10 protein-coding genes and 1 pseudogene are annotated in these 14,821 nt (G+C 65.7%); 5 read left to right on the top strand and 6 right to left on the bottom strand.

Annotated features, from left to right (window positions below):
• Positions 1-186 precede the first annotated feature (186 nt).
• Genes VT85_RS23530 through VT85_RS23515 form a run of 4 tightly spaced genes read left to right on the top strand, consistent with a single transcriptional unit; the run spans position 187 to position 7,344 of the window.
• A complete protein-coding gene (locus tag VT85_RS23530; protein WP_197490966.1) occupies positions 187-1,668 on the top strand; it encodes an ATP-binding protein in 1,482 nt (493 codons plus the stop codon).
• Positions 1,665-4,469 (top strand): Z1 domain-containing protein, encoded by a 2,805-nt coding sequence (locus tag VT85_RS23525; RefSeq protein WP_068420456.1) that lies wholly within the window; start codon positions 1,665-1,667, stop codon positions 4,467-4,469. Before VT85_RS23530 ends, VT85_RS23525 begins: the two co-directional genes overlap by 4 nt.
• On the top strand, positions 4,466-5,470 hold the full coding sequence (locus VT85_RS23520; RefSeq protein WP_068420454.1) for a PD-(D/E)XK motif protein: 1,005 nt from the start codon (positions 4,466-4,468) through the stop codon (positions 5,468-5,470). Before VT85_RS23525 ends, VT85_RS23520 begins: the two co-directional genes overlap by 4 nt.
• Positions 5,467-7,344 carry an AIPR family protein gene (locus VT85_RS23515; RefSeq protein WP_068420451.1) on the top strand — a complete coding sequence of 626 codons (1,878 nt, stop codon included), beginning with the start codon at positions 5,467-5,469 and terminating at the stop codon, positions 7,342-7,344. The genes VT85_RS23520 and VT85_RS23515 overlap by 4 nt, the downstream gene beginning before the upstream one ends.
• Positions 7,345-8,439: 1,095 nt before the next feature.
• Here VT85_RS23515 and VT85_RS29420 read toward each other — a convergent pair.
• From VT85_RS29420 to VT85_RS23490, 4 genes and pseudogenes are all read right to left on the bottom strand, one after another.
• Positions 8,440-9,560 (bottom strand): annotated as a pseudogene (locus VT85_RS29420) (ATP-binding protein).
• Between the two features lie 171 nt (positions 9,561-9,731).
• Positions 9,732-10,511, bottom strand: coding sequence for a hypothetical protein (locus VT85_RS23500; RefSeq protein WP_068420443.1), 780 nt, complete (start codon positions 10,509-10,511; stop codon positions 9,732-9,734).
• A gap of 93 nt (positions 10,512-10,604) precedes the next feature.
• Positions 10,605-11,435: a hypothetical protein gene (locus VT85_RS23495; protein WP_156513052.1), complete on the bottom strand. Its 831-nt coding sequence runs from the start codon at positions 11,433-11,435 to the stop codon at positions 10,605-10,607.
• Complete coding sequence (locus VT85_RS23490) at positions 11,432-12,145, bottom strand: hypothetical protein (RefSeq protein WP_156513051.1); 714 nt, start codon at positions 12,143-12,145, stop codon at positions 11,432-11,434. The genes VT85_RS23495 and VT85_RS23490 overlap by 4 nt, the downstream gene beginning before the upstream one ends.
• Before the next feature lie 257 nt (positions 12,146-12,402).
• Between VT85_RS23490 and VT85_RS23485 the strand changes: the two genes are divergently transcribed.
• Positions 12,403-13,089, top strand: a complete 687-nt coding sequence (locus tag VT85_RS23485) for a DDE transposase family protein (protein WP_068420436.1) — start codon at positions 12,403-12,405, stop codon at positions 13,087-13,089.
• Between the two features lie 246 nt (positions 13,090-13,335).
• Here VT85_RS23485 and VT85_RS23480 read toward each other — a convergent pair whose 3' ends face one another.
• Complete coding sequence (locus VT85_RS23480; RefSeq protein WP_068420434.1) at positions 13,336-14,139, bottom strand: IS5 family transposase; 804 nt, start codon at positions 14,137-14,139, stop codon at positions 13,336-13,338.
• Positions 14,140-14,300: 161 nt separating this feature from the next.
• Positions 14,301-14,738: a hypothetical protein gene (locus VT85_RS23475; protein ID WP_068420432.1), complete on the bottom strand. Its 438-nt coding sequence runs from the start codon at positions 14,736-14,738 to the stop codon at positions 14,301-14,303.
• Positions 14,739-14,821 lie beyond the last annotated feature (83 nt).

Below are 14,821 nucleotides of genomic sequence, written 5' to 3'. Positions count from 1 at the left end.
GTGGCAGAACTGAACTTGCGGCGGAGATGATGGTATGCGAGCTCATTGGCGCGATCACCCAAACCTGCTTGAATTGAACGTCTAAACCGGCCATGTGCTGCTGGAAAGTAACAGACCGAGGCGATGCCAAGGGGTTCCCGGTCGGCGAAACCTGGCTACGACTTGGTGGCCCCGGATGCGGCGGCCATGATCGAGTCGCTGCGCGCCTTCGGTTACGACCTCCCCACCGCGATAGCGGATCTGGTCGATAACAGCATCTCGGCCGAGGCCAGGAATATATGGCTCACGTTCTTCTGGAACGGCCCGGAATCGCATGTGGCGATCGCCGATGACGGTGCCGGGATGGCGGAAGCCGATCTGGTCAATGCGATGCGCGCCGGGAGCCGGAGCCCGCTGGCCCCGAGGACTCCAGGCGATCTCGGCCGTTTCGGACTGGGCCTGAAGACCGCCTCTTTCTCCCAGTGCCGCCGCCTCACCGTCGCCAGCACGACTGATGGAACTCAGCCCGCCGTCCGGAGGTGGGACCTCGATCACGTCCAGAAGGTCCGCGACTGGCAGCTTTTGCGCGAGGCGGCCTCGGGGTCCATGCCGCGCCTGGCCCAGATCGGCAAGCTGCGACACGGGACGGTGGTCCTGTGGGAGCAGATGGACAGGCTGGTAACGGGGACCGAGACCACGAACAAGACGGACCACCAGAGATTCCTCGAACTGGTACAGCATGTCGAGGAGCACCTCGGGATGGTGTTCCACCGGTACCTCAAGGGGAAGGGCTCGATCAGGCTCTTCATCAACGGGCAGGGTGAACGGGAGCGGGTCGTCCCCTGGGACCCCTTCCTGGAGGATGAAACGGCCACCCAGGCCGGGCCGGTCGAAACGCTCGAGACCTCTTCTGGCAGCGTCGAGGTACAGGAGTTCGTTCTGCCCCACCACGACCGATTGACCAGGGACGCCCACCGCGCCGCCGGCGGGCCGGCGGGGTGGAACGCCCAGCAGGGCTTCTACGTCTACCGGAACCGCCGCCTCCTCGTGCCCGGCGACTGGCTGGGGCTGGGCTTCACCAAGGAGGAACATTACAAGCTCGCACGGATCCGGGTCGACATAAACAACGCCGCGGACCGGGAGTGGGACATCGACGTCAAGAAGTCGACAGCGAGGCCGCCCGCGCACCTTCGCAAGCGGCTCCGCTGGATCGCCGAGGGGGTCCGCAAGAAGGCGGTAGCGGTCTACCGGCACCGCGGTGGCGCAGCCGCGCCGCGACGGACCGGACCGGTCGATCCTGTCTGGAACGCGGCCGAGCGGGCGGGGAAAATCGGGTACGTCGTCAACCGTGAGCACCCGCTGATCGCCCGATGCCTCGCCGAATCCAAGGAACTCCGCCCAACTCTTGTCGCGCTCCTGAGGCTGCTCGAGGAGACCGTGCCGATCCGGAGGATCTGGCTCGAAGAAACCGAGAAGCCCGATGCGCACTCCCAGCCCTTCGAGAAGGCGCCCGACAAGGACATCTCGGGAGTCATCCGGCAGGTTTACGCCGCCCTGCGAGCGGCGGGGCTCTCCGATTCCGAAGCCTCGGAGCGGTTGCGGGGGATGGAGGCGTTCGCAGAGCACGGGCATCTGGTCGAGGCGATCCTGCCTCCTGCCTCGGTGAAAAAGAAGGGCACCAGGTCATGACGACACCGTACGAGCAGGTCAGGCAGGTGGCGCAGGTGCTCCTCAAGTCCGCTCCTCGCCCGCTCCCCGATGGTTGCATCCGGGAGCAGGTTGAGCAGGCACGCAAACTGGTACCGCTGGACGATGAGGATCGTGATCGGCTCGTGAGGGAGCTTGAGACGCTCTTCAACGTGACCATAGGTATTGGCGCGATCCTGGTTGATCAGGCCGGCCACGAGCCGTGGCTGGAAACCCGCCATGCCGAGATCGAGGCCGCCACGGGCTGGCGGTACTGGAAGCGGTACGCCCGGCTCCTCGAGGAGGAGGCGAACTGGCCCCCGAAGGTCATTGACCGAACGGACAAGCTTATCGAAGAGGTACTCGGCTGGATCGAATACCCTGCCCGTCCAGGCGCATGGGATCGGCGGGGCCTCATCTGCGGCAATGTCCAGTCGGGGAAGACGGCCCACTACACCGGGCTGATCTGCAAGGCGGCCGACGCGGGGTACAAGCTCATCGTCGTCCTCGCCGGCGGGCACGACAACCTCCGCAGCCAGACGCAGCTCCGCCTCGACGAGGGGTTCCTCGGCTACGAGAGTAGCCAGATCTTCCAGGAGGGGGGCATGAAGCTGGTCGGGGTCGGCAACCTGGACCCCAGTTGCCCCGCGCCGGACACCATCACCAACAGCTCCCAGAATGGGGACTTCAACCGGGCCGTGGCCGACAGGTTCAAGATTCAGCCGGGCGGGAAGCCACTCCTGTTCGTGGTCAAGAAGAACGCCGGAGTGCTGAAGAACCTGCTGCGCTGGGTGGAGTTCTATGCCACCCCGGGGGCCGAGGGCAGGAAGCTCGTGCGTGGCGTGCCCCTCATCGTGATCGATGACGAGGCGGATTACGCGTCCGTAGACACCGGCGTTGGCAACATCAATGAGGACGGGAAGCCCGACCCCGATCACGACCCGAAAGCCATCAACGGGCTGATACGGAAGCTCCTGTACCACTTCGAGCAGACTGCATATATCGGGTACACGGCGACGCCGTTCGCCAACATCTTCATCCACGAGAAGGGAAAGACGGCGAAGCACGGCGAGGACCTGTTCCCCCGCAGCTTCATCAAGAACATGCCGGCCCCCTCCAACTACGTCGGCCCGGCCCGGGTATTCGGCCACGACGCCGACCCGGAGGCCGGCCTGGAAGAGAGGGAACCCCTGCCGATCATTCGCCCAATCGCCGACTATCAGGGATGGGTTCCGGACAAACACAAGAATGGTCATGTACCCGGGGAACTCCCCGATACGCTCAAGGAGGCGATTCGGGCCTTCGTGCTTGTCTGTGCCGCCCGGCGCGCCCGCGGGCAGGCGATGAAGCACAGCTCGATGCTGGTCCATGTCACGAAATTTACAAACGTCCAGGAAACCATCTCACGGCAAATCGCTGAGGAGATGACCTGGATCGAGCAGGTGCTGAGGCGCGGCCAAGGCGCGGCGGGCGAGGCTCTCATGCCGCAGCTGAAGGCATTATGGGAGCGTGATTTCGAGCCGACCACTGACCGGATGAATGCTACGCGCCTCTCCGGCGAGGACGAGTACCAGGCTCTGGTGTGGGAAGAGGTCGAGGCCCACCTCCAGGACGCGGCCCGGTGGATCAAGGTCCGTGTCGTGAACGGGATGGCCGGGGACATCCTCGACTACTCCGCCAACGCCTCGCAGGGCCTGAGCGTGATCGCCATTGGCGGCGACAAGCTGTCGCGCGGGTTAACACTCGAGGGGCTGAGCGTCAGCTACTACCTGCGCTCCACCAAGATGTACGACACCCTTATGCAAATGGGCCGCTGGTTCGGGTACCGTCCCGGCTATCTCGACCTTTGCCGCCTTTACACCACGGACGAGTTGATCGGCTGGTACGAGCACATCTCAATCGCGAGCGAGGAACTCAGGAGCCGCTTCGACGAGATGGCCCTCGCCCGCTCCACGCCGGAACAGTACGGACACCGAGTCCGGTGCCACCCCGACTTGCTCATCACCAGCGGCGTCAAGATGCGGCATGGCGTTCAGATGGAGCTGACCTACTCGGGCGGCATCAGCGAGACGATCTCTCTCTTCAGGGACCGGCCGACCCTGGCTCGGAACAGGAGTGCGGTCGAGGACTTCGTCGCTAGCCTCGGCAAGCCGCGGGAACGGACGGACAAGAAGCCGCTCGCCACGCTCATCTGGGACGGCGTGCCGACCGAGAGGGTGCTGGACGACTTCCTGGGCCGGTTCAGGGTCCCCAACGACGTCGACAAGGTCCGCATCCCGCTCATCCGCTCCTACATCCAGAACTGCCTCAGGGAAGACGAATTGACGGAGTGGACCGTCGCGCTCATCTCCAGCAGCCAGAAGGAGGCGGAACAGCGGGAGATTGGCGGCCACCGCGTCGGCCTGATCAAGCGGCAGCACATCGGACAGGATTTTAAGGCGGACGATGAGAGGGCTCGCTACACGATCCGCCGCCTCGTGAGCCCGTCCGACGAAACGCTCGACATGACGAAGGCCGACATCGCAGCAGCCCTGGACGCGACCCGGCAGGCCTGGGGAGCCGACCCGAACCGGTCAGCCGACGGTAAGAAGGAGCCGGACGTGCCGGGCGGTGTCCAGATCCGCGACCGCCGACCCGTGACCCGCGGGCTGCTGCTGATCTACCCGCTCGAACCCGGCCCGGCAGCAGTGGAGGAGATCCCCATCGGGTTCGCCATCAGCTTCCCGGGTGGTTCCCGGACCGAGCGCCTCAGGTACCGGGTGAACAACGTCTACTTCGCCCAGGAATTCGGGGGCGAGGAATGAGCCTCGAGACGCTATGGCAGGAGATCTCTAACGACCCCGCGAGGCCGGAGGCCGGCTACCTCTCCCGCCGGGTGGGGATCGACTCCCCGTGCGACATGCGCGCGGCGATCGAGTTTCCCGCGGGGAATCGCGTCCTCTTGGTCGGCGTGCCGTCCGGGCCGCTCGCGAGGGCCGGGAAACTCCCCCGTTCTGCGGGGATCGAGGTATCGCAGATCTCGATGGCCAAACCCAGGGCAGGACAGGCGACCGTCGCCGTGCGCCTGATTGAGTCGCGGTACGCCGACATCTACACCGTCGTTTGCGAGGACCTCGCCCGCCATCTGGGGCGCGCCGCGGACGGCCCGGCTGCCGCCGAGGCACTCGTGGCGAGGCTGCGCAAGTGGCAGCAGTTCCTGGATCGGACGGCACCCGAAGGCCTCGCGCCTCCAGCCCGGCAGGGCCTCTTCGGCGAGCTGAAATTCCTCCAGACGTTGCTCGGCAGCAGCATCGATGCAAGAGTGGCGGTCGACGCCTGGAGGGGGCCGCTCGCCGCCGACCAGGACTTCCAGTTTTCCGAGTCGTCCGTCGAAGTGAAGTCGACGACCGCCAAGTTTCATCAGGTGCTCGAGATCGCTAGCGAGAGGCAGCTCGACGCGGAGGGGCTGCTCTTCGTCCTGCACCTCTCCCTGGAGGAACGGCCAAGTGGCGCGGAGACGCTTCCTGCGCTGGTCGCCGCCGTCAGGGCTTCGCTCGCCGGTGAGGCCCTGCCATCGGAATCGTTCGAGAGTCGGCTGATTGATGCCGGCTACCTGGACGCGCACTCGCCCCAGTATCTCGAAACCGGCTACGCGATCAGGGCCGCGAACTATTTTCAGGTGGCGGGCGATTTCCCGCGGATCGTCGAGGCCGGCCTGAAAGTCGGCGTCGGCGCGGTACGTTATTCCATAAGCGTGGCAGAGTGTATGCGTCACCGGGTCGATGAGGCGACGGTGATCGGCACGATAACGGGGGCCGGCCCATGAAGGTGGACGTGAGCCTGCAGGAATATGCGGATGAGTTGCGCCTGCAGGTCGATGACCAGTCCACCTCGGCGGAAGGGTCGGGTTACTGGATCAACACGTTCACCCGCGTGATGATCGAGCGGCTTGAGGGGCTGGGCGTGCTGGATGGCGGCGAGGACTGCTACCACAAGGCGCGCGGGATCGAGGTGAATGGGTATCACCTGAGCGAGGACGACGGGCGACTCGACCTGTTCACCTGCATCCACGCGAAGGGGAGCCCGCCGCCGACGGTCGGCAAGGACTTGGTCGACGCCCAGTTCCGGCGTCTCGCGGCGTTCCTCGGCAAGTGCTTCGACGGCCTGCACCGCACTCTGGAACAATCCTCCGAGCTGCACGCCGTCGCGCACCGGATCTACCAGCACCGGAAGTCGCTCGAGAAAGTACGGCTCTTCCTGTTCACCGACGGACAGGTCAAGCTCACCAAGTACGGAATGTCGGCCAAATCGGACGACGACCGGCTTGCCGGCATCAAGCTGAGTTGCGAGATCTGGGATATCACCAGGCTCCATCGCTTCGAGACCTCGGGCAGCCAGGCCGAGCCGATCGAGATCGACCTCAAGAAGCAGTTCGGCCAGAACCTGCCCTGCCTGGTCACCCCCGGGGCGGCGGGCGACTGCGCGGTCTACCTGACCTACCTCCCCGGCGAGATCCTGTCCGAGCTGTACGAGACGCATGGTCTTCGGATGCTCGAGCGGAACGTCCGGGCGTTCCTGCAGATCAGAGGCAAGGTCAATCAGGGCATCAGGCGGACGCTGATCAACGAGCCTCAGAGGTTCCTGGCGTTCAACAACGGAATCTCCGCCGTGGCGGACGCGGTCACCTTGGTCGAGGTCCCGGGCGGCGGACGTGCCATCACCCACATCCGAAACCTCCAGATCGTCAATGGCGGGCAGACGACCGCCACCATACACCACGCCCGCTTCAAGGACGGGGCGAAGCTGGACGGGGTCATGGTGCAGACCAAGCTGACCGTCGTCCCGGAGGAGGCCGTCGAGGGCGTCGTCCCGCTGATCTCGCAGTACGCGAACAGCCAAAACAAGGTGAGCGAGGCGGACTTCGCGGCCAACGAGGCCTTCCACGTCCGAATCGAAAAGCTGTCGCGGACGACCCTGGCCCCGGCTCCTGCGGGGGGACAGGAGTCCTACTGGTTCTACGAGAGGGTGCGTGGGCAGTATCTCTACGAACAGGGGCGGCTGGGAACGCTCGCGAGGAAGAAGCGGTTCCGCGAGCTCTACCCGCCGACCCAGCGTTTCTCCAAGACTGACATCGGGAAGCTCCTTAACTCCTGGCACCAGCTGCCCCACGTCGTGAGCTTGGGCGCGCAGAAGAACTTCCTCCAGTTCATGTCCGCGGCGCGCGGGGTGGCGGCCTGGGACAAGGTTGAGACGCGTGACTTCAACCGGATCGTCGCCCTCGCGATCCTGTTCAAGCGCACCGACCAGATCATCCAGGGCCTCGACCTCGGCGGCTACAAGGCGAACATCGTGACCTACTCGATCGCCTACCTCGCCCACTCAACGGGGGGCCGCCTCGACCTCGACAGGATCTGGAAAGAGCAGGAGCTGAGCGAGCCAGTCGAGCAGGCTATCGCGAGGATCGGCCTCGCGGCCCAGCAGTGCATCACGTCGCCTCCCGGGGGGCAGAACATCGGCGAGTGGTGCAAGGCTAAGCGATGCTGGGAGGCGCTTCGGGGCCAGACCGTCAACCTAGGGGCAGCCTTCCGGAAGAGCCTGGCCTGCGAGCCGGTCATCATCCCGAAGGGGCATGCCGACGATTCAGAGGTTACGGCTAACGGAGGGAAATCGAAGTCGTCTGGCCAAGTGGCAGTCGGCTAACCCAAAGGGCAAGCCGAGTTGACGTGGGCGCTTGCGCTCCGCCGGCCGACCTTCTAGGCATCCCCCATGTGCTCGACCGCCTGCCTCCTCACCCCACCGACGTCGGCCAACTCCACGGGCCGTCCGACGAGACCGTTTCAGTGTGAGCTGCGAGAGATCGATGCAAGCATGCGCGCAAACCGAGCGAAGTGGTTCTCCTTGACTTTCGATCCCGCTAAAATCTGCACAGGTGTATCTGGGCCTGCCGAGTCCGGGAAGCCCAGAATGCCGGCGGATGGCCAGCACGGTGAGAAGGATTGGCGATGGCTGATAAGATTCAAAAATGTCCCGACTGCGGCGTCTCGCCTGGGGCGTTGCACCAGAAGCGATGTGACCTCGAGCAGTGCCCGAACTGCGGAGGGAAGGTTCTGTCGTGCCCTTGCACAGCCGAGCAGAAGGCCGTCCGGCTGAATTGGTCTGGGTTTTATCCCGGCGTTGCCGAATGCATCGAATTCGGCTGGTTCGCCAAACTCGTCCCAGGCCGCGGCTGGGTGCCGTGTGGAGCCGAGGAGCCGGATGCCATGGAAGACCTGAACCGACTCATGTTGGAGGCTGAGTGGAGCCCGCTCGAGATGCGCTACGTACGGAAGAGCTGAGCCCATGTCGTCCGGGGTGGTTCCGGTTCGCCAGGATCAAATTCCCGAGAACGGCCTGAGCCGTTCCCTCGATCCGGGTTCCATTCGCTTCGCCTCCAACCCCCGCCCCGAGAGTCACACGCCCCGCACCAATTCCATGATCAAAGCCCTGACGGAAGGCGTCAGCCGACGCCATTTCCCGACAATCTCGCGGAATGCCACGTCCTCCCGGCACCCGTCCGACAGCCCCACCCAACTGTTTCCGCAATTGCATGCGGTTAAATCATTTGCGGAATCTGGAACACGGGTGCAATTCACGCGTCCTCAGTTCGCCTGTCTTCAGTAGCTTCCTGAGCGCTATAGAGTTGAGCATACCCGCTCTTCGGTCGCTACGTAGGAGATCGGGACAGCAGCCAGCATCTGACGGAGCAACTTATCCCTCTTTATCGCCAGCCGTTCGATATCGACGGATATGGGGATGCTAATGAGAAACGGCAGGAATCACTTGACGATCCTGACCCGCTACGCCATCTCGTCGGCCGCACGTTGGATTTCGCCGCTCCGCGACGCGTCGGGCGGCCGCGATCGTCCCCTCAACGCCTTGAGTCAGGCAACCACCGCGGGGTGCATCGACAGAGCATAAGTTACTGAAGGCAGGAGGGCTGCCCCTGGCGAAGTTCTCGACGATGTCCGAGACGTTCAGGACCGGTGGGACCGTGTGCTCGCGCATGGCCTTTCTCTGAGCACGATTCTCTGCTGCGGCCGCCAGAGACGTCATTTCCTGCGGGTCTATCGGGCCGTCATGAAGGGATATCGCTCGCCGTCCTTGCCCAAGGCGTGCGACTTCAGCGTCCGGTGGTCGTCGTTGGCGAACTCGAATGTCAACGATCGACTGAAATTGCCCCACTTTCGATCGTCTGAAACTGCCCCACTCCTCTGACCATGCGTCGCTGACTTCGCGGGGTCCGTCTCCGATCTCGATTCGTCCCCTCGTCGCGCTTTTGGCCCGGCGGCGGTCTTTGAGTCGGTAACTGTCCCCGCGGATGTTGATCACCGTCGCCCGGTGCAGGAGCCGGTCCAACGCCGCGGACGGCGAACACCTGCGCCCACTCGCCGAACGGCTTGTTGCTCGTCAGCACCACGCTCTGCTCCTTCTAGTATCGCGCTGGCAGATCACCTGGAACAGCAGGCTCGCCTGCGGCGTGTCGAAGCCTAGGTACCCCACCTCGTCGACGATCAGCAGCTTCGGCTGCGTCATCACCTGCGTCGCCCGGTGCAGGCGGTTGGAGTCCATCGCCTCGGTCAGCCGCGCCGCGAGGTCGACCGCCGTCGTGGACGTGACGCGATGCCCGCGCTCGGCCGTCATGATCCCCAGGCCGATCGCCAGGTGCGTCTTGCCCGCCCCGGCGGCCCGAGCAGGACGATGTTGCGGCCCTCGTAGATGAACCGCCCCGTCGCCAAGTCCTCGATCAGTCGGCGGTCCAGCCCCGGCTGCGCCTTGAAGTCGAAGTCCTCCAGCGGCTTCGCCGCCGGGAACTTGGCGAACTTCAGGTTCAATGCCACGCCCTTTCGCTGGCGCTCGGCCGGCAGCGTCCCAGACATCCGGGGGTAGCGGCGGTGCGGGCGACATACCTCCGATCTACCAGACCCGCAGCCCAGGCGCAAGTTACTACCCCCGTGAACTGCTCCGCGTAATGATCCCCCAGTTAAGTAGCATGTCACCATCCGACCCGGAACCCGAGGACGTGGAGTCCTCGGGTTCCGGGTCGACGACTACCCGAGGTGCGCGGACTCCGGGTGCACCACGAAGCCGGTCGTGTCGCCTCCGAGCCGCCAGCCCTTGCGACGGAGGCCCACCACCCTCGGCATGGGGTCGAGGAACCGGTAGTCGTGGTGGTCCCCGTCGATGACCTCGAATCCCCCTTCCGGGTCGGGCCAGCGCGTCGGCAGGTCCACGCCGGGCGCGACCTCGAAGACGACCGAGACGTTGTGGCCCCGGGAGAGCAGCTCCCGGGCCTGCGCGTCGTTCTCCTCGCTGCGCGAGAACAGCAGGCTGTAGTTCGGCGGCAGTTCGCTCGTCATGCGTTCGTACTCCTTCGTATAATCGAGGAATCGCGCGTCGTGGAACTCGGTGAAGAGGTCCGGCTCCAGGGTCTCCCACGCGAGGTCGCTGTAAGTGTTGAGGCGGACCACCAGCGTACGCCCCTCTCTCCGTGCCCGCTCGCGGAAGGCTTCAAGCTCGTAGAAGAGCTTCCACCGGAACAGCTCGCGATCCCGGAAGAAGAGGCGAGTCTTCGCGATCCGCGGCAGGCGGGTCGCGGCTTGGTTGCCGTTCCCCGCCGAGTACGTGCACTTGCCGCCCCCGCATCCCTCGGTCGCGAAGCGGCAGACCCGGTAACCCGAGCTCCGATCCGGCGCCAGAGACAGGTTCACCGGCAGGTACTCCGGGTAGAGCGAGAGGCCCAAGGCCTGCTTGTGATTGGTCTCGCCGTCGCTGAGCAGCGGGCCCACCCGATAGATCGGTTCCTCGTCGGGTCCGACGATGTCGCTCACGTCGACCTGCGCGATCGGTGGAGTTCCGGGGGAGATGGACGCCGAGGTGCCCCTCCTCCCCCCCGGGGCCGAGGGCAGCCCCCCGCCCGGCCTTCAGGGCGGGGCGGAGCCCCCGATGACGGCCGACTCGACCACGCCGCGGGTGAGCTCCCTCCGGTCGGGGTCGAGCAGGACGACCTGCGCGAGGACGTCGAGCGCCGACGAGGTCATCTGCGCCGCGAGGCAGCGGTCGATCAGCAGGGTCACGACCCCGGGGCCCTCAATGCAGATCCCGAACTCGGCGGCGCGGTCCACCACCCAATCCTCGAATTCCTCCTGCGCGGGCGGCTCGGTGCTCGCCAGGGTGAACCTCCGGAGGAAGGCGGGCCCCAGGCGGTGGACGTCGTCCGTCGCGGCCGCGAGCCAGACCGGAGGCACGACGCCCGGAGGGACCTCCCCGACCAGGAGCGGCAGGAGCACGTCTTTCCGGCCCCCCGTCTGAAGCTCTTGGGCCTCATCGAGAAAAACCAGCTTGGTGTGCTCGGCGGGGGGGAAGATCACGTTGTCCTGGACCCATCCGAGGTCATGGCGGAACTCCTCTACGGTCGTGGTTCGGCACTCGAAGACGTCGATGTGGGGCGAAAGTCCGTAACCCCAACGGCGCGTCCATCGGATCTTGCACGGCTCGCATGCGCCGCAGGGGTCGAGCGTCGAAGGATCCAGCCGCTGGCACCGGAGCGCCCGGAGCGCCATGAGCATCCCGGTCGTCTTGCCCGAGCCCGGTGGGCCATATAGCAGCAGGTTCGTGCCACGCCCCCCCGCCCGCACCAGGGCCTGGAGGAAGAGTTTCGCCCGAGTGTTGCCCATCCAGTCGGCCCAACGTCGTGGTGTATAACGCTGGATCTCCTGCGGCGTGGGAAGCGCCACTCGATTCGTCGTGCTCATGATTCGCCCCCCTTCTCGAGAGACTGGTGCAGTCGCGCGGTGATCCTCGCGAGGCGAGCGGCCTGGTCGTCGCCCGGTTTCGTCCCCCCGTGCGGGCCGCCGCGAGCGTCCTTCGAAGCGTCCTCGGAAGTGTCCCCCGAAGTGTCCCAGGACACCTCCGAGGCGTCGTCGCGGAGGTCCTTGAGGGTCCACCCGCGACGCGTCCCCCCCTCGCGTCTCCAGCGACGGAGCTCGACGCCCTCGGTCCGGAGCGCATCGACGAGGCCGCCGAACGCCCGGCCGATCGCGTCCTCGGTCAAAGGGACCAGCACGCCCGGGAACTCCTTCTTGGCGACGGTTGTCAGGGGACCCTTGAAGGAGATCGGCGGCCCCGACAGCTCGCCCATCGCTCGGGCCAGGGCCACGACCACCGGCTTGAGCTCCGTAAGCTGGGGGCTGAGCCGGACGACCGTTTGGAAGCGCGCCTTCCACGCTCGGCCCTCGAGGATTTTCAACGCCGCCTCCACCGAGCCTTTCGGCGGGAGGCGCTGCGCCCCCTCCTCGTCGTAGTACAGGGCCGTCATGTACTTCGCGAAACCGATGTCGCCCAGCGCCCAGCTCTTCTTGTTCGCGCCGCTCCCCTGCGTGACCCGCACCTGAGCGTCTCCGACCACCCGGAACCCCATGCCCTCGGCCAACTTGAGGAGCTTCGCGACCGCGGCATCCTGCATGTTCCCGGCGTCCGCCTTCGCCTCGGGCTTCTGCCTGTTGGCCCTTGAATCGTCTCCGTTTCGAGTCATTCTGGACATCGCACCACCTCCGGTCCGCCCCGCGTCGCGACGGGCCCCGACAGGGGCCCCGCCCGGGGCTGGCCGCTTTACCGCGGTAAAGTTCCGCATAAACGGCCCATGACGAAAGTCTGCAATTGCGCCGGCGTCGCCTGTTGCGCCAAGGTCTGCAATAAGGAGGGCCACGCTGAGGCCATAAGATGTTGCTATACAACACCCTTCGTCAGAAACCCGGGGAGTTCGAGCCGTTCTCTGGTTTGGCCGTCGCCGATTTCGACGCGCTGTTCCGGGAATTCGTCGAGGCCCAGGAGAAGCTGCGTCCTCTAGCCGCGCTTCGGACGAAGCGCGCCACGACCGAGCAGAAGCGCCAAGTCGAAGAGCATGTGGCCAAGCTGTGTCGGTTCATGCCCCTGGACGTACGACGCTATCTCGGCGAACTCGACCCGGAACGAGCCCACCTTGACGCCCGCTATTGGGAGATCGTGGGGCGCTACGGAGAGCCCCCGAGCTGGATCGAATGGTCGCTCCGGCATCGATTCGGCGTCTTCATCGATCAGGCCGAGCCCGTGAAGCCGCTCAGGCTCCGGAAGCGGAAGCCGGGCGCAGGCCCCAAGTCGAAGCTCGACGATCGCGACCGACTCTTGGTGACCTTGGTCTGGATCAGGATCCACCCGACTTACGAGCTCCTCGCCCAACTCTGCGGCCTGTCGAAGTCCAACACCCTCGCCCACGTCCGGGACGTGCTCGGCGTGCTCCGGACCCTGCCGACCCCCCCCGTCCCCATCCCCCAGAAGCGGAGGCGGAGTTCCTTGAGCTCGGGCGTCCAGGTCCGCAAGGCGTTCCCGGACTTACCGAAATGGGTGGAGGACTACCCGAGAAGATGGTGACGTGGCCCCGCCGATCGCCGAAGCCAAGGTGGATGGGCGGAGAATCGGTGAACCCCCGACCGTCTGATCGGCTCAGGCTGGGTTCACGTGGTCTCGGGTCCTACCGGGGGTCCCCGTGCCCATCGCCATGTCGTGGAAGTCAAGACAGTGGCCGTTCCGAAGGAGCGACTCGCCCGGGCCATGCGCGGCCGAAGGCCAACGACTCGGCGGCAGGAAACTCGGCGTGGCTGGAAACTCTAGAGCCTGTTATGAACTGTTGCCAGCTACCCTGGCCAGCAGGAGGCCGACGAAGGCGACCCAATGCCAACCCGTCAACGTTTCGTTCAAGCGTTCGTAGTCCCGGGCCAGGCGGCGGAAGCGACCGAGCCAACCGAAGCTTCGCTCCACGACCCAGCGTCGCGGCAGCAGGACGAAGCCGCGTTCGGCCTCGGTATGCTTGACCACCTCCAGGCGGACGCCTTCCGACTCGGCGGCCCTGGCGGCGTCCGCCCCCGTGTAACCCTGGTCGACGAAGGCGACCTCCACCGTCTCGTCGGTGGCCTCGCGGACCGCCTTGACGAGGTCGGCGACCTGGGCCCGGTCCTGCTCGTCGGCCGGCGTCGCCTTCAACGCCAGCAGGTTCCCCAGCGTGTCGACGGCCGCGTGGACTTTCGAGCCCTTCTTCTTCTCGGCCCCGTCGAAGCCGGCCCGGCCGCCGCTCTCGGGCGTCGATTGCAGCGTCCGCGAGTCGAGGATCGCGGCCGAGGGCTCCGGACCGCGGTCGGCGAGGAATCGCACGACGGCCCTGAGGTCGTGGCCGGCCTGCTCGAAGACGCCGGCCTGGAGCCAACGCCGGGCCTGCTGGTAGACGGCCTCCCAGGGCGGGAGGTCGTGCGGCAGGAACCGCCAGGGGCGGCCCGTCTCGACCACGTAACGCAGGGCGTCGAACAGCTCGCGAAGCGGGTGCTCTCGTTGCGGGGCGTCCTCCCGCATCAGCGTCAGGTACGGCAGCAGGAACTCCCACTCGGCGTCGCTCACGTCGCTGGGGTAACCCTTTCGTGTCGTGCTCATGACCTAACGTGAGCAAACGACGGGCGATAAGTCAATAACAGGCTCTAGCCGGCTCCGAACTCTCCGCCGCTCGCTCCGCGAATCTCTTCATCCAAAGGGTGGCTTCAAACGCCAGCTGGCCGAAAACTCTGCATCGCTCGCTCCGCGACTCGATTCATTCTTCACCTTACTTCGCCGAAAACACCAGATAAGTCCTCCGCAGCCTCGATCATCTTCAGGGTCGGGACGATCCCCGCGTCGTGGACCCGAGCGGCTTCGCCGGGAGTCCAGTCGGTCCAGGCCACTGGATGACCATTTCGGACCATCACCCCGCGCCAGGCGAGTTGCTTATCGAGGTCCGTGGCACCGGCCGCGAGGCTCCGCCTCTTCGTCGCCGCGCCGAGGCTTCGCCGAAGTTGGGCGATCCAGAGTATCCAGGTCCTCTGAGCCGCCGCCCTCAGGGGAGGACTTCCAGGGGTTTCGACCACAAGCCCGCCCGGATATGCGTAGAAGCAGTCAATCCCCGCAGCTAGAGCCGCCCGGACGTGCCGAGCCGTCATCCGTGCCAGCTCAAGGTCGCCGCCGATCTCCGCCAGGTCGACCGGGGAGGAGAGGGCCATCAGGAAGCCCCCCCTTCCGACCCGAGAGCCTCCGGCTCGCCCGGGTGAAGGGAGATCGGCTCAGGGACCCCGGGAAGATCCAG

It is taken from the genome of Planctomyces sp. SH-PL62 (assembly GCF_001610895.1).
Classification (GTDB): Bacteria; Planctomycetota; Planctomycetia; order Isosphaerales; family Isosphaeraceae; genus Paludisphaera.
This window is presented reverse-complemented; position numbering and strand designations above follow the sequence as displayed.

Bases quoted from the DNA above. Each gene is read 5' to 3' on its own strand.
- VT85_RS23530 (WP_197490966.1), top strand. From the start codon at position 187: ATGATCGAGTCGCTGCGCGCCTTCGGTTACGACCTCCCCACCGCGATA.
- VT85_RS23525 (WP_068420456.1), top strand. From the start codon at position 1,665: ATGACGACACCGTACGAGCAGGTCAGGCAGGTGGCGCAGGTGCTCCTC.
- VT85_RS23520 (WP_068420454.1), top strand. From the start codon at position 4,466: ATGAGCCTCGAGACGCTATGGCAGGAGATCTCTAACGACCCCGCGAGG.
- VT85_RS23515 (WP_068420451.1), top strand. From the start codon at position 5,467: ATGAAGGTGGACGTGAGCCTGCAGGAATATGCGGATGAGTTGCGCCTG.
- VT85_RS23495 (WP_156513052.1), bottom strand. From the start codon at position 11,435: ATGAGCACGACGAATCGAGTGGCGCTTCCCACGCCGCAGGAGATCCAG.
- VT85_RS23490 (WP_156513051.1), bottom strand. From the start codon at position 12,145: ATGCAGGATGCCGCGGTCGCGAAGCTCCTCAAGTTGGCCGAGGGCATG.
- VT85_RS23485 (WP_068420436.1), top strand. From the start codon at position 12,403: ATGTTGCTATACAACACCCTTCGTCAGAAACCCGGGGAGTTCGAGCCG.
- VT85_RS23480 (WP_068420434.1), bottom strand. From the start codon at position 14,139: ATGAGCACGACACGAAAGGGTTACCCCAGCGACGTGAGCGACGCCGAG.
- VT85_RS23475 (WP_068420432.1), bottom strand. From the start codon at position 14,738: ATGGCCCTCTCCTCCCCGGTCGACCTGGCGGAGATCGGCGGCGACCTT.